General features: G+C 63.0%; 11 protein-coding genes and 1 pseudogene. 5 read left to right on the top strand and 7 right to left on the bottom strand.

Translation table 11 applies throughout. The features are described 5' to 3' along the window. Positions 1–211 precede the first annotated feature (211 nt). The 3 genes from YU9_RS0112805 to YU9_RS0112795 form a co-directional block, all read right to left on the bottom strand. Positions 212–1,378: a cytochrome P450 gene (locus tag YU9_RS0112805; protein WP_027573199.1), complete on the bottom strand. Its 1,167-nt coding sequence runs from the start codon at positions 1,376–1,378 to the stop codon at positions 212–214. 993 nt (positions 1,379–2,371) lie between these two features. Further along, positions 2,372–3,235, bottom strand: a complete 864-nt coding sequence (locus YU9_RS0112800; RefSeq protein WP_036017254.1) for a L,D-transpeptidase — start codon at positions 3,233–3,235, stop codon at positions 2,372–2,374. A 284-nt stretch (positions 3,236–3,519) separates the two neighbouring features. Continuing rightward, positions 3,520–4,380: a LysR family transcriptional regulator gene (locus YU9_RS0112795; RefSeq protein WP_027573197.1), complete on the bottom strand. Its 861-nt coding sequence runs from the start codon at positions 4,378–4,380 to the stop codon at positions 3,520–3,522. Positions 4,381–4,478: 98 nt separating this feature from the next. Between YU9_RS0112795 and YU9_RS0112785 the strand changes: the two genes are divergently transcribed. Then, entirely contained in the window at positions 4,479–5,141 is a 663-nt protein-coding gene (locus YU9_RS0112785) for an FMN-dependent NADH-azoreductase (protein ID WP_027573196.1), read from the top strand. Here the strand turns inward: YU9_RS0112785 and YU9_RS0112780 are convergent, their stop codons facing one another. Continuing rightward, positions 5,142–5,927, bottom strand: coding sequence for a helix-turn-helix transcriptional regulator (locus tag YU9_RS0112780; protein WP_027573195.1), 786 nt, complete (start codon positions 5,925–5,927; stop codon positions 5,142–5,144). It lies immediately after the preceding gene. Between the two features lie 233 nt (positions 5,928–6,160). Next, positions 6,161–6,652: a septal ring lytic transglycosylase RlpA family protein gene (locus tag YU9_RS41370; RefSeq protein WP_027573194.1), complete on the bottom strand. Its 492-nt coding sequence runs from the start codon at positions 6,650–6,652 to the stop codon at positions 6,161–6,163. A gap of 333 nt (positions 6,653–6,985) precedes the next feature. On the opposite strand from YU9_RS41370, the gene YU9_RS0112770 reads away from it, so the two are divergent. After that, on the top strand, positions 6,986–8,266 hold the full coding sequence (locus YU9_RS0112770; RefSeq protein WP_027573193.1) for an SDR family oxidoreductase: 1,281 nt from the start codon (positions 6,986–6,988) through the stop codon (positions 8,264–8,266). Next, complete coding sequence (locus tag YU9_RS0112765; RefSeq protein ID WP_027573192.1) at positions 8,266–8,745, top strand: DUF2269 domain-containing protein; 480 nt, start codon at positions 8,266–8,268, stop codon at positions 8,743–8,745. Before YU9_RS0112770 ends, YU9_RS0112765 begins: the two co-directional genes overlap by 1 nt. A gap of 10 nt (positions 8,746–8,755) precedes the next feature. On the opposite strand, the gene YU9_RS0112760 is transcribed toward YU9_RS0112765, so the two are convergent. Then, positions 8,756–9,958, bottom strand: coding sequence for an LLM class flavin-dependent oxidoreductase (locus tag YU9_RS0112760; protein ID WP_027573191.1), 1,203 nt, complete (start codon positions 9,956–9,958; stop codon positions 8,756–8,758). Between the two features lie 171 nt (positions 9,959–10,129). On the opposite strand from YU9_RS0112760, the gene YU9_RS0112755 reads away from it, so the two are divergent. Then, positions 10,130–11,245, top strand: coding sequence for an ATP-dependent RecD-like DNA helicase (locus YU9_RS0112755; RefSeq protein ID WP_027573190.1), 1,116 nt, complete (start codon positions 10,130–10,132; stop codon positions 11,243–11,245). Between the two features lie 137 nt (positions 11,246–11,382). Here YU9_RS0112755 and YU9_RS41365 read toward each other — a convergent pair. Further along, a pseudogene (locus YU9_RS41365) lies at positions 11,383–13,072 on the bottom strand (caspase family protein). A 260-nt stretch (positions 13,073–13,332) separates the two neighbouring features. Here YU9_RS41365 and msrA point away from each other — a divergent pair. After that, positions 13,333–14,037 (top strand): peptide-methionine (S)-S-oxide reductase MsrA, encoded by a 705-nt coding sequence (gene msrA / locus YU9_RS0112745; protein ID WP_027573189.1) that lies wholly within the window; start codon positions 13,333–13,335, stop codon positions 14,035–14,037. Positions 14,038–14,066: the final 29 nt, after the last annotated feature.

The raw sequence follows: 14,066 nt of genomic DNA, 5'->3' as shown, positions 1-14,066 counted from the left end.
GAATTTTTCCGCACGCGAATGTGAGATCGGCACGGATTACGTCCGAGCCCAGACGACCGGAACATGAAAAGTCGCAAAACAACCCCATGCACAGTAGACGGGGCGTGTGAAAACAATGACTTACGCATTATCCGAAGTCCGTTTGACTCGTCGGGCAAAACAGGAGCAGAATGGCATCATCGCGGTGTTCGGGATGAAGGTCCCAGCCAGCCTAATGCAGCCATCGCACCGGCAGGTTCTGCAGCCCGCGAAACGCCCAGCCGCCGATCCGCACCGGCTCGTCGTCGGCGATCTCGATGCGCCCCGCACGCGCAAACACGGTCGGCAGCGCGACGTCGGCGATCATGGCGCGCGAAGCCCAGGCGCCGGCGCAGAAATGCGGACCGGCGCCGAAGGCGACGCTCTTGGAGGTGTCGCGTCGCACGTCGAATTCGTCGGCGCGCTCAAAGTGCTTCTCGTCGCGATTGGCGGAGCCGAACATCAGGAACACGCGCTCGTCGAGCTCGAACGACACGTCGCGAATGGTCCAGGGCTTGGCGATGCGGCGCGGCGACATGCCGATCGGCGAGATCCAGCGGGCATATTCCTCGAAGGCCTGCAGCCAGGACACTTCACCGCGCAGGACCAGATCGAGCTGGTCGGGATGGGTGAGCAGCGCCCAGATCGTGCCGGCGATCGCCTTGCGTGGCTCGTTCTGGCCGCCCGAGATCGCGAGCTTGACGTTGGCGCGCACGCTCTCCATCGGCATGCCGGAGGCGAGGAGCACGCCGATGATGCTCTGGTCGGGATGCTGGCGCATCACCGGCATGATATCGTCGATCGCGGCATCGATGCCCGATGTGGCGGCGTGGCAGCGCGCCTCGACCGCAGGATCGCCGGCGTAGTTGGCGATGCCCTCGATCATGCCTTGCGACCACGCGTCCATGTCCTCAAAGCCGATATTGGTGAGCCCGGTAATCGACTTCAGGCATTCGCCGGAGAACGGCAGCGCGAAATCACGCATGAAATCGATGCCCCCCGGCTCGATGCGCTCTAGGATGCGGTCGGCATGGGCCTGGAACAGCGCAGTCCAGTGCGCCTTCACCGTCTTCGGCGACACCGTCGGAAACATCGCGCGACGCTCGACCTGGTGCGCCTCGCCGTCCTTGCGCATCATGTTGTGCCCCATCAGCCGGTTCATCAGTCCGGCGGGCTGGTGCGAGGAGAACACGTCGATCTGCTTCTCGGAGATCGAGATGTCGTCGCGGCTCGTCAGCAGCGTCGAGCCGAGCTGCGGCACGAACGCGATCGGCGCCTCCTTGCGCATCTTCGCGAGCATCGGATAGGGGTCGGCCCAGAATGCGGCGGGGTCGATGTCGATGCGCGGCGCGGTGCTCAAGGCGGCTTCCCTGGGTTCTCGTTTCCTCCAGGGCAGACTAGCGAAATCCGGCGCCGGCGTCTGTCCCTAGCGATGGGGACAGGCGGCATTTGGGCGTGTGTTCATAAGTCAGCGCGGGGGACGCGATAGCAAGGTCCCTATCACCTCAACAGCGGACATCGACAAACGCGAGAGCGAACGTTCATTAAGGGCCAATTCCGCACGTTCCCCGCCAATAGCCCCAGCAACGATCGATTAATCGTGAGCGCGCACCTCACGTGCGATTTGAGCGATTATCGCTCAAGTTGCAATCGATGTAATCGAAAGCTTCGGTGCAAATCGCATGCAAACATCCGATTGGGCTGTTGTCCTGTACTACGCGTGGCCGGTCTTCTTGATACCCGCGGGATGGATCGTGTTAGGGCGATTGTGCCGGGAAGGCGCAGCTTCCGGGGCATCGATGATCGAGTTGCGGGAGCAGCACCTTACAGAAACATTTCGGATGAGTGCTGTGATGGAGAGGATCGCACATCGATGGCACGACGATGAAGCACCCCAATCCAAGGAAGCACCGATCCATCCGGCGACTCCACTGGAGTCCGGATCGCGCGGGCATGGTATGGATGCTGGTGTCAGCAATTGTCGCTGTCACCATCTTTGCGGCGGTTGTGATTTACTACCCTTTCCTGCCACAGCGGAACGCCAGTGCGGGCTTTGGACCCGATTGGGATTGCACACCTCACCCCAGAGGCGAACCCACTTGCATCAAGAAGATCGGTCGGTAAATTAGCCTGCGGCACGAAAGCGATCGGCGCCTGCTTGCGCATCATCGCGAGTGTCGGATAGGGGGCGGCCCGGAACGCGGCCGGGTCGATGTGGATGCGCGGCGCTCAAGGCGGCCTCCTCCGGATTCTCGTGTGCTTCAGGGCAGACTAGTGAACTCCGCAGCCGCCGTCTGTCCCTAGCGATAGGGACGGACGGAATTCGGACGCAGACCGAGGGCAGCGGATTGAGTTACCGGACCTCGGCAATCCTCGGTCCAGATGACGGCATCTGCGCGTTGGCTGCCAGGGGCCGGTTCGACGGCGATGCCGGGTCCGGCAACCGGAAAGCGGTGTCGCCCGGCGCTCCCTGCAATGGTCGGCGAGCCGCATTTGCCGGAAGCACGATCACCTTCGCTCCGACTTTCACCCGCTCATAGAGGTCGACGACGTCCTCATTGGTCAGCCGGATACAGCCGGATGACACCCGCTTGCCAATCGTATCGGGCTTGTTGGTGCCGTGAATTCTATATTCGGTCTCGCCGAGATACATCGCCCGGGCGCCGAGCGGGTTGCCGGGACCGCCTGCCATGAAACGCGGCAGATAAGGCTGACGCGAGACCATCTCCGCAGGCGGGCGCCAATCCGGCCATTCTGCTTTGCGAGCCACGGTCTGCTCGCCGGACCATGCAAACCCTTCGCGGCCGACACCGATGCCGTAGCGCATCGCTTGCGTGTCGTTCAGAACGAAATAGAGGAACGTGTTCTTGGTATCGATGATCACGGTGCCCGGCGTCTGGCGGCTGGCGTAGTCAACCACCTGCCGAACCAATGCTCCGGGAGTGTCAGCGTCGGCTTTTGGCGGTTCGACCAGAGGCACCGGGGCTGGAATCGGAGCCGGAGCCGGCGCGGATGCATGAACCGGAGGTGCCACGTAAACCGGAGTTGACGATGCCTGGGCTTGGGGTGCGGACGGTTTCCGTGCCGATTGCACGCTCGCCGGGCGAGACAGCAAACCGTACCCCAATGCGGCGACCGCCGCGGCGCCAATTGCAACTCTCGCGGCCATCGGCAGTGCGAGCGTCTCTGCCTTTCCACGTTTGGCCCGCTTAGCCATATCTGTCCCCAGGTCACTGTGCCCTGAAGAGGTACCCAGCAAAATTTAAGAAACTTCGAAGCGTTGCCGCTCAGACTTGAACTGTCAGCGATGGTTAACGCCGAACTCTTGCTCGGCGGGATACAAACTTGGAGAACCGGTTGATATTGAGGTAGCGACGTGGAGAACGCGCTTCTCATCGCGGAGCGAGTCGAGATCTGAGTCGCCCGGCGGAGCGGACACGCTCCGCTCTTTCATCAGCGGCGGCTTCGGTCACCAGCGGCAGTGGAGGTGCGAGTTCAGGATCACTCCTCGCCAGCGTGCCTTCGAGGAACGGCGTTCATGATGGCCTCCGCCAGTTCTTCGAGGACGGAGGTATCGCCGTTCGATGCGGCAAATAGCCTGAACTCCGCTTCTGGTAACTCTGGCAGACCGTAGCTTTTGGGTACCCTGACCAGGCCGTTTCTCAGTTGACTGGCGATCATCGGCGCTACAGCAAAGCCTGAGATGGCGGCCGCCCTCAGGCTGGCGTTGCTGGCGCAGATCATCACCGTGCGCTGGCTGATCCCGGCCTTGGCAAGCCGTTCAAGAGCAACTTCCCTGTAGGGGCAAGGCTCCGGTAACACGGCCAACGGCAGCGGGTCCGGAAGATCCACGGTGTGATCCGCCCATGCCCAGACAAGAGGCTCGCGCCACAGGAGGCGCCCCATCTCCTCACCCTCACACTGTGATCCCAGCACCAGTTCGATTTTGCCCTCGTTCATCTTCGAGAGGAGCGCACCCGGAATCCCGACTTGCACCTCGACCTGCAATCCAGGGCGATCAGCGCCGAATGCCTGCAAGGCGCGAAGGATGGGGACCTGTGCGAAGTCTTCCGAGAGGCCGACGCGAACCCTGCCGTGAAAGGGTGACTGCGCCAGATCGGCCAAAGCATCCCGGTTAAGGGCGAGCATCGCCCGGGCATAGGCGAGCAAGCGCTCGCCATCGAGTGTCATCTCCAGCGAGCGCGTCGTCCTGTTGAGTAACGGCTTTCCGACCTTCTCCTCAAGACGGCGCAGGTGCCCACTGACGGCCGACTGCGTAAGGTTCAGTCGCGCTGCTGCCCGACTGAAGCCGCCTTCGTCGAACACCGCGACGAACGTCCTGAGCAGGACCAATTCCAACATATATTGTGATCCATGATGAATGCCGTCGATAATTTCAATTTCTATATCGGATTAAAATATGAGGCAATGCGGTCCGTCACAATGAGCAAGGACGATCCATGACCAAGCTACTGCATATCGTTTCCTCGCCCCGCAAAGCGCGTTCCGCCTCGCGTGAGGTCGCCGAGGCCTTTGTTCAAAGCTATCGTGCTCGGCGACCCGACTTGGAGATTTCAACGCTCGACCTATGGGATGTCGACCTCCCCGAATTCGGTGAGGACGCGATGTTGGCCAAATATGCGGGGCTCAGCGGCACGCCGCTTACCCCTTCGCAACAGCAGGCATGGGCCACATTGCAAGAATTGGCGCAACAACTGCACTGGGCGGATATTCTCCTGCTGTCGACGCCCCTCTGGAATTTCAGCATTCCCTACAAGCTCAAGCACTTCATCGACCTGGTGTCGCAGAAGGACATCCTTTTCTCATTCGATCCTGAACACGGGTTCGGAGGACTGCTCCGGGATAAGATCGCGGTGGTCGTCCATGCGCGAGGTCTCGACTATGCGGCGCAATCCATCACTCCGGCGCAGCGCTTCGACTTTCAAAAACCCTATCTAGAAGCGTGGTTGCGCTTCATCGGTATCGAAGATGTCCGCAGTCTAATCATTCAGAAGACCCTCTTTGGCCCCGATATTGACCATGCGGCTCGCCAGGATGCACGGGAGGCCGGGTCACGGCTGGCGGAAGACCTGCTGTCGCGGACAACAGAGGCGATTGCATGATTATGAAGCCAGGCCATGAGGCCCCGTAAGCAATCTCAGCACGATCGCAAACAATTCGCTCTGCGAGGAGATGCCAAGCCGCTCATAGGCGCGCTTGCGGTAGGTCAGGGTCGAGTGCAGGCTGATGCCGAGTCCTTGCGAGATCGCCTCGGAGCTGAAGCCGAGCAGGATGCGGCGGCAGACCTCCTGCTCGCGCGGGGTCAGCGCGGCGAGCGGCGCGCACGTTGCGAACAACGCGGCCAGCGTCTTCTCAGGGGTTGCGGCTTGCCGGAAATGGCACGCCACGCTCGCGCTGACGACCGGCGCGATCGACTTCAGCCGTTCCCGCTGCCCCTCGCTGAAGCGGCCCTGCGCGGCGATGCGATAGAAGTTGACGTAGAAACAGGTGTCGCCGGTCCAGATCGCGGTCGCGCATTTGTCGACGATGCCGGAATCCTGGAAGAAGATTTTTCGGTAACGCGCGCCGTACATGCGCGGCGCGAACTGAGGCAGCATGATCGGCGCGCCGCCCTCGCCTTCGAACATCGCGTCGCGGTTGGGATCAGATTCGTGGAAGTGTCCGGCATAGGCTTCGCCGAGATCGCCGCCGATCGGGATGTTGCCGGCATCGAGCAGGCAGCGCGCGGCACCAGCCCGGCTCAGCGCGAACACCATGCAATGGCCGACCTCCGCTTGCCGACGCAGCGTGTCGATCAGCACATCCGGGAAATCAGAGCGGCCGATGGCGAGCACCGCAGACGTGACATCGGCAGCTCCCGGATTCGCGGGCACTGTCTGAGACCGCATCGTTTCCTCCGCAAGATTTTGTTTTGCGGGAGGATAGCAACAAGGTGATTTCCGCGGAAGACAGAGAGGCCTCAGCCGGCGGGCATAGCCGCAGTCACTTCCGGCGGAATGCAAGGATATCCAGCGTCCGCTTTGGGGCCGCGAACGGTCCTCGGCTGAACGCACCGGCAGGTCGGCCATGGGCCGTCAAACGGAAGTGGCCAACGCAGCTGCCTTTCAACCGCGCGTGACGTTTAGCCCACCGGCCCCAGCGTCCAATCGTCCCCTGAAAGGGGGCTCACTCTCACGTCCTTGATGACTCCGCGCTCCAGGCTCGGATCGAAATGGCGCATCGTGCGCTCGTTGAAGTCGATGATGCGGCCGGGCCTGAGTGGTCCGACGTCATTGATCTTGACGATGACCTTCTTGCCTGCGGCCTCGACGAGAGCATATTTCGGCCTCGCGCCAAATTGGACGCCACCAAATTTCCTTCGCAGACTCGTCTTGATGGCAGCCGTCCAGGCAGCGGGATCATAACGCTCGCCGGAGGCTGTGCGCGGACCGCCCTCCTCCTTGCCGGGCTTGAATGGATTGTACATGGATGCAGCGCCGACGACCGCATCCCCGGAGGCGGCATCGACGGTGTTTGAGTGAACCCCACGCGTTTCAGTTCGAGCAACGGTAACAGACATAGCAAGCGCGACCAGGGCGCCGCAAAGTGCGGCGCTCGAGCGGAACAGCATCATAACTCCTGTGATTTTTTCGTCGTCCGGTTCCCGGCACCGCAAACAGCGCAAGCGAACGCGAAAGCATTCATGAACCTTGCGCCGATGTTTTGCGGATTCGAGCCAACCCCTTGGCTATGGAACCGTCGTGCGAACCGGGGTGATTCCCACGTAGTGTTTTAAGTTGTCACCGACTAAGACAGAGATTGCGTCAGCAACATGACTTGGCGGCCCCTTTGCGAACCTCCAGTTCCACCGCGAGGAACGATCGCATCACACCCGCTTTATTCTCCAGATCTTCGGAGTTGATCAGCGGCTTGCATTATCCTGGCCGACAGATCGAAGAAGCAATCAATGCGCATCGTTCTCGTTGGGGGTACGGGGCTTATTGGATCGGCAATCCATGCCAGGCTGTCCGCCGAAGGGCATGAATGCGTATTGGTCTCCCGTCATCCGGTGACGTCACCCGACAGGCACCACGTCCACGTCGCCCTCGATGTTGCGCGCACCACCGACGCTTCGAAATGGAAGAGCGTTCTTGCAGGCGCCGATGCCGTCATCAATGCGGCGGGTGCGCTGCAGGGACAGGACATGCAAGGCGTTCATGTCGCCGGCAGCGCGGCGCTTTATGCGGCCTGTGAAAGCATGGGCGTCCGCCGTGTCATCCTGTTCTCGGCAATCGGCAGCGATCGCGATGCCCGCACCGATTTTTCGCGCAGCAAGCGGGACGGCGAAGCTGTCTTGATGGCGCGGGACCTCGACTGGGTCGTGCTGCGGCCTTCCGTCGTGGTGGGCCGGCCCGCCTATGGTGGCAGCGCGCTGTTGCGAGGATTGGCGTCACTTCCGATCCTACCCGTCATGCCACACACGGCAGCTATTCAACCCGTGCATCTCGACGACGTCGTTGAGACGGTGGTGTTCTTCCTGCGACCGGGCGCTCCCTGCCGCGTCGCGCTTGATCTGGCCGGTCCAGAGCGGATTGGTTTCAGCGACGCGGTCGCGCTGTTTCGGTCCTGGCTACGCTGGAGGCCTGCTTACCGCTTGCACCTGCCGTCCTGGGTGGCTTCAGCCGCTTATCGCGTGGGCGACGTTGCGCAGATGCTGGGCTGGAGAACGCCCGTCAACTCGACGGCACAGGCCGAGATGCGGCGCGGCGCGACCGGCGACCCTGAGCCCTGGCGTCGAGTGACCGGCATGAGGCCGCGCCATCTCGAGGTCGCGCTCGCACGTGAGCCCGCCTCGGTGCAGGAACGCTGGTTTGCACGGCTGTATGCACTCAAGCCGCTGATCTTCGGCGTCTTCGGCATGTTCTGGATCGCCACAGGCATCATCTCGCTGGGCGCGGGCTGGAACATTGGCATGTCGTTGCTACGGGAAGGCGGGCTGCAAGAGAACGTCGCAGCGCTCACCGTTACCGCCGGCGCGCTCGCAGACATCGTCATTGGCCTTGCCATTCTCTGGCGGCCTCTGAGCCGTTACGGGCTGTGGGCAGCATTGATCATCTCGCTCACCTACGCCGTGATCGGCACGGTGCTGGTACCGCGGCTGTGGGCCGATCCGCTGGGACCGATGCTGAAGATCTGGCCGGTGATCATGCTCAATCTCGTTGCCATGGCGATCCGGGAGGATCGCTGATGCTCTACTTCCTCGTGAAGATGGCGCACATCATCGGCGCCGCAGTCCTGCTCGGCACCGGCGCCGGCATCGCTTTCTTCATGCTGGTGGCGCATCTGCGCGGCGACCCGCGCGAGATTGCGGGAGTCGCGCAGACGGTGGTGCTGGCCGATTTCCTGTTCACGGCGAGTGCCGTGATCCTGCAGCCGATCACCGGCACATGGCTCGCGTGGTTGGGCGGGTATTCCCTTCGCGACGGCTGGATTGCGGCGTCCATCGCACTCTATGTAGTGACCGGCGCCTTCTGGCTTCCGGTGGTGTGGATGCAGATGCAGATGCGCGATCTCGCCGTCGCAGCGGTTGCGAGCAACACCAAGCTGCCTGCCCGGTATTACCTTCTCTTCCGATGGTGGTTCGCGTTTGGGTTTCCAGCGTTCGCAGCCGTGCTGATGATCTTCTGGCTGATGATCGCCCGCCCGGCGATTCCATATTGGGACTAGGTGCGCGCGTCTATCCCGCCGCCTTCATCGGGGCGACGTTGATCGCGAGCTTGCCGTAGCGATCCGTGAAGGCCTCGGTGTCGATCTCTTCCAGCTTGATCTCGCCGCTCATCACCCCTTGCTTCCAGACCGCCTGCGCCGGATCGTTCTGGAACTCGGGCATCACTTCGCGGCCGAACAGCTCGAGCGATTCGCAGATGTGCTCGTGGCTGTTCTTGCCGGCCTGGTTGAGCAGGATGACCTGGTCGATATGCGAAGACTGGAAGCGCTTCAGCTTCTTTCGGATCGTCTCGGGCGAGCCGATCAGGCCGCCGCGCAGCGCCGCCTCCTGGGCTTGCGGATTGTCGCGCTTCCACTTGTTGTATTCGTCCCACATGTTGACGGTGTAGGGCGTGGGCCGCTGGCGGTTCTGCGAGGCGCCGTAGAAGCGCAGCGCGAACTGGAAGAAGGTGGCGCCGTCGGCCCGCGCACGCGCCTCCTCGTCGGTCTTGGCGCACATGAAGAACGACACCAGCGCCATGTTCGGGTTGATCTCGTAGTCGGCGAGCTTGTGCAGGCGCTTGGTCATGGCGTTGTAATAGGCGTGCACCCAGGCATGCGCAGCATCGGCGCTGACGAACTGGAAGCCGAGCGCGCCAAAACCGTGGCGGCCGGCGCGCTCGATGGTCGGCAGCTGCGAGCAAGCCATCCACAGCGGCGGGTGTGGCTTCTGCACCGGCTTGGGCACGACGTTGCGCAAGGGGATGTCGAAATACCTGCCGTGATGCTCGCTGCCGGCGTCCTTGAACATCGGGAAGATCGCGGCAACCGCCTCCTCGAACACCTCCTTCTTGGTCTCCATGTCGCGGCCGAACGGCTCGAGCTCGGTGATGGACGCGCTCTCGCCCATGCCGAATTCACAGCGGCCGTTGCTGAGCAGGTCGAGCACCGCGACACGCTCGGCGACGCGTGCCGGGTGATTGGTGGTGAGCTGGAGAATGCCGTGGCCGAGCCTGATCTTCCTGGTGCGCTGGCTGGCCGCGGCGAGGAAGGATTCCGGCGAAGGCGAGTGGGAATATTCTTCGAGGAAGTGATGCTCGACCACCCAGGCATGGTCGTAGCCGAGCTTGTCGGCGAGCTCCATCTGCGAGAGCGCGTTCTGGTAGAGGGCGAGCTCGTCGCCGGCCACCCAGGGCCGTGGCAGTTGCAGCTCGTAGAAGATGCCGAACTTCATGGCGTCGCCCTCCCGCATTGTTCTTGTTGGGCTCATCTTAGTGCGTGAGGCTGCGCTGTCTACGGAGCAGCAATTCCACCGTGCGGGAGAATGACTTGATTGCAGCGAACGAAGGGTTAGTTTGCGAGTGGCGACTCATTCAAGTGCGGCGCCCCGTTTTCCTGGAAAGCCATGCCCACATTCACCCCGCATCAGGATGCCGCTCTGAAGGCCGTTGGCGACTGGCTCAAAGCTAAGCCGGGCCGGGGCGGCACGCCGCCGATCTTCCGCCTGTTCGGCTTCGCCGGCACCGGCAAGACCACGCTGGCGCGGCACATCGCCGATGGCGTCGATGGCGAGGTGAAGTTCGCCGCCTTCACCGGCAAGGCAGCCCTGGTCATGCGCAACAAGGGCTGCGACGGCGCCTCCACGATTCATTCGCTGATCTACCGTGCGCGTGAATCCGGCGAGGAGCAGCCGAGCTTCGAATTGTGGGACGATGCGCCGGCCTCGAAGGCGAAGCTGATCGTGATCGACGAATGCTCGATGGTCGACGCGGAGCTTGGGCGCGACCTGATGTCGTTCGACTGTCCCCTCTTGGTGCTCGGGGACCCCGCGCAGCTGCCGCCGATCCAGGGCGGCGGCTTCTTCACCAACTCGGAGCCCGACGCGATGCTGACCGAGGTGCACCGCCAGGCCCAGGACGATCCGATCGTGCGGATGTCGATGGACGTCCGCGAGGGCCGCGAGCTCGATATCGGCCGTTACGGCGAGAGCGAGGTGGTCTCGCGCAAGGAGCTCGATCCCGATCGCGTCATGGGCGCCGACCAGATTCTGGTCGGCCGCAACAACACCCGCCGCGCCTACAACATGCGGGTGCGCCAGCGCCAGAACATCGAGGACACCTTTCCGGTCGCCGGCGACAAGCTGGTGTGCCTGCGCAACAACCGCAAGAAGGGCCTGTTCAACGGCGGCCTGTGGCGCGTCAAGTCGCGCAACACCTCGCGCTCGAAGTCGCGCATCCTGTCGATGCGGCTGTCGCCGGACGAGGATTTCGGCCACAAGGTGACGAAAGTCTCGGTGCGCGCCGATTGCTTCGAGGGCGGCATCGAGCAGATCGCCTGGGAGCAGCGCAAGCCTTACGACGAGTTCGACTACGGCTACGTGCTGACCGTGCACAAGTCGCAGGGCTCGCAATGGGACGACGTCGTGCTGTTCGACGAGAGCTTTGCGTTTCAGGAGTCCAGGGCGCGGTGGCTGTATACGGGCATCACGCGGGCGGCGAAACGGTTGAGCATTGTGGTGTGATGCTGTCTACTCGGTCATTCCGGGGCGGCTCGAAGAGCCGAACCCGGAATTTCGAGATTCTCAGGTGCGCAATTGCGCACCATAGTTCGATGCCTCGCATCGCCCCGGAAAATTGAGTTGCTTCGCAACTCAATTCGTCACCTCCCCGCAACGAAGTAAAAATCTTCCCGGCCCGGCGGGGAGCCGTAGGTGAACGGCTGCTGCGCGTGCTTCGTCGCGGCCCAGACGTCGTCGCGGATGATGTCGAACAATTTCCTGATCTCGACGCGCGGCTGCTTGATCTCGCGGGGCGAGCGCGGTGGCGAACGGGCTGTTGGCGCTGCCGTCGCCGTCCATCGCGGTCTCGCCATGCTTGGCGGCGTAGACCACCATGAAGCCGGCGCCGGGCTCGATGTTGGAAAAGCCCTTGTCGACCAGCTTCAGCGCCAGCGTGCGCTGCATGGTCGGCGCGAACGGATTGTCGCGGCAGGCATCGAGGACCACGAGACGCAGCTTTCGCGCGGCGCCGACGGCAGCGATCACCTGCTCCAGCGCGACGGCCTCGGTCTCGGCGTCCTTGTCGGCGGTGAGCTTTGCGTCGATCGGGACGAGATAGTTCACCCCGCCGATCTCGAAACCGTGGCCGGCATAATAGACCACGGCCCAATCGGCCTTTTCCGCCTCCTCGGCGAACGCCTTCAGCGTCTGGAAGAACTTGTCGCGGGTGAGGTCCCTCGTATCCATCACGGTCTGGAAGCCGAGGTCGCGCAGCACACCCGCGATCAGCTTCGAATCGCGGGGCGGATTGGGCAACGCCTGGGCGTTCTTGTAGGCGCCGTTGCCGATCACCAGCGCGACGCGACGACCGGTGGGCGCGGCCCCCGGCGCCTGCGGCGTCAGGGCGGCGAGCCGCTCCTGCGCGATGGCGCGGGCGCGCGCAACCTCGGTCTCGTCGAACCTCGTCAGCGAATAGGCCGCGGCGCGATAATCGGCGCGGGCCTGCGCGAGATCTTTCCTGCGCTCGTAGATCTGGCCGCGGCCGGAATGGGCGCGGACATTGTTCGGGTTGATCTGGATGGCCGTGTTGTAATCGTTCAGCGCGGCCTCCAGGTCGCCCTTCATCATGTTGACGTCAGCGCGGTTGTTGATCACGAACAGGTTCTTGGGCTGCTTCTCGATCAGGCCGTTGCAGTCGGCCAGGGCGCGGTCGAACTTGCCCATCATGCCGTAAGTGACGCAACGGTTGCCGGCGATCTGCGGCGCGGCCGGATCGATCTTCTCGGCCTCGGCGAAATCCGCGATCGCGCCGTCGAAATCCTTCATCAGCGTTCGCGCGCGGGCGCGATTGGTCCAGGCGAGCAGGAATTTCGGCGTGTACTTGATCGACAGGCTGAAATCTTCGATCGCGCTCTGCAGCGCGCCGCGGCGTGCGTAGATGACGCCGCGGTTGTTGTAGGGAACCCCAAAGGCCGGACGCTTCTGGAGCGCGAGGTTGTAGTCGGCCATCGCGAGGTCGTCCTGCCCGCTGCGCTCATAGGCGAGGCCGCGCAGGTTGAGCGCAATGACGTTGTCGGGATCGAGGCCGATGGCCATGGACAGCGTCTCGATCGCATGGACATGGTCGCGCTTGTTGAGCAGGATATTGCCACGCACGGACAGCGCGATCGCCTTGTCCTTGCCGGTGAGACGGTCGGCGTTCAGCAGATTGTCGCAGGCGGCGGCGCGAGCCTGCATCTCCGCCTGGCGGTCGCGGCAAAGGGCGAGATCGTTGCCGGTTTGGGGATCGGCCGCGGCACTCGAGATGAAGGCGGCCAGAGCGGCGAGGGTCAGGGAAACGACGCGCAGCATGTTGTCAGGTCAGCTCCAGCCACCATTTCGTATGGTCGATCGTCGATTGCGCCGGTTCATCTAGCGCGGAGTTCCGCATCCCGCCAAGTCGGCTCCAAGTCGCGCTGCCTGCGCCAGCGGTCTTCACGGCCTCGTGTCCGCCCCGCCGTAACAATCACCGGCGCTGCCCGTATCTCGGATGATGCGGAAACACCCCCGGGCAGGCTGTTCGCCCGGTCCCGACCGCCCTAGACTGTCAGCCCTTCCGAAAGAGGATTGCCATGCGCCGAACCGCCCTCGCCTCCCTGCTCGCCGCAACCACCGCCCTGACGCTGGCTTTCACGATGCCGTCCCGGGCCGCGGAGGATGCGGTCGTGATCCCCGCTCCCGCATTGGACGCAGCGCCCGCGAGCGACATCCAGACCGCCGTGGTCGCCGGCGGCTGCTTCTGGGGCGTGCAGGGCGTCTTCCAGCACACCGCAGGCGTCGTCAACGCGGTCTCCGGCTATGCCGGCGGCACCAAGGCGACCGCCGACTACCAGACCGTCTCGAGCGGCCGCACCGGCCACGCGGAATCGGTCGAGATCAAGTACGACCCGAAGAAGATCTCCTACGGCAAGATCCTCCAGATCTACTTCTCGGTGGTGCACGACCCGACCCAGCTCAACCGCCAGGGCCCCGACGTCGGCCCGCAATATCGCTCGGCGATCTTCACCACCTCCGACGAGCAGAAGAAGGTGGCGGAGGCCTACATCGCGCAGCTCAACGGTGCGAAGGTCTTCAACAAGCCAATCGTGACCAAGATCGGCGCGCTCGAGGCATTCTATCCCGCGGAAGCCTATCACCAGGACTATCTGACGCTGCACCCGAACCAGCCCTACATCGCCTATAACGACATCCCGAAGGTCCAGAACCTGAAAAAGCTGTTCGCGGATAACTACATTGAAAAGCCGACGCTGGTGAATGCCAGCAAGGCCACCAACTGATCGCGACATCACCGAAAGCAAATCACTGA

It is taken from the genome of Bradyrhizobium sp. WSM1743, assembly GCF_000473065.1.
Taxonomy (GTDB): domain Bacteria; phylum Pseudomonadota; class Alphaproteobacteria; order Rhizobiales; family Xanthobacteraceae; genus Bradyrhizobium.
Note: the sequence above shows the minus strand (reverse complement) of the source record. Positions and strands in the feature narration are given on the sequence as shown.

What these genes read in the sequence shown, in the direction of transcription:
- YU9_RS0112765 (WP_027573192.1), top strand. Translation starts at nt 8,266, where the DNA reads ATGCTCTACTTCCTCGTGAAGATGGCGCACATCATCGGCGCCGCAGTC.
- YU9_RS0112770 (WP_027573193.1), top strand. Translation starts at nt 6,986, where the DNA reads ATGCGCATCGTTCTCGTTGGGGGTACGGGGCTTATTGGATCGGCAATC.
- YU9_RS0112785 (WP_027573196.1), top strand. Translation starts at nt 4,479, where the DNA reads ATGACCAAGCTACTGCATATCGTTTCCTCGCCCCGCAAAGCGCGTTCC.
- YU9_RS0112755 (WP_027573190.1), top strand. Translation starts at nt 10,130, where the DNA reads ATGCCCACATTCACCCCGCATCAGGATGCCGCTCTGAAGGCCGTTGGC.
- msrA (WP_027573189.1), top strand. Translation starts at nt 13,333, where the DNA reads ATGCGCCGAACCGCCCTCGCCTCCCTGCTCGCCGCAACCACCGCCCTG.
- YU9_RS0112795 (WP_027573197.1), bottom strand. Translation starts at nt 4,380, where the DNA reads ATGTTGGAATTGGTCCTGCTCAGGACGTTCGTCGCGGTGTTCGACGAA.
- YU9_RS0112760 (WP_027573191.1), bottom strand. Translation starts at nt 9,958, where the DNA reads ATGAAGTTCGGCATCTTCTACGAGCTGCAACTGCCACGGCCCTGGGTG.
- YU9_RS41370 (WP_027573194.1), bottom strand. Translation starts at nt 6,652, where the DNA reads ATGATGCTGTTCCGCTCGAGCGCCGCACTTTGCGGCGCCCTGGTCGCG.
- YU9_RS0112780 (WP_027573195.1), bottom strand. Translation starts at nt 5,927, where the DNA reads ATGCGGTCTCAGACAGTGCCCGCGAATCCGGGAGCTGCCGATGTCACG.
- YU9_RS0112800 (WP_036017254.1), bottom strand. Translation starts at nt 3,235, where the DNA reads ATGGCTAAGCGGGCCAAACGTGGAAAGGCAGAGACGCTCGCACTGCCG.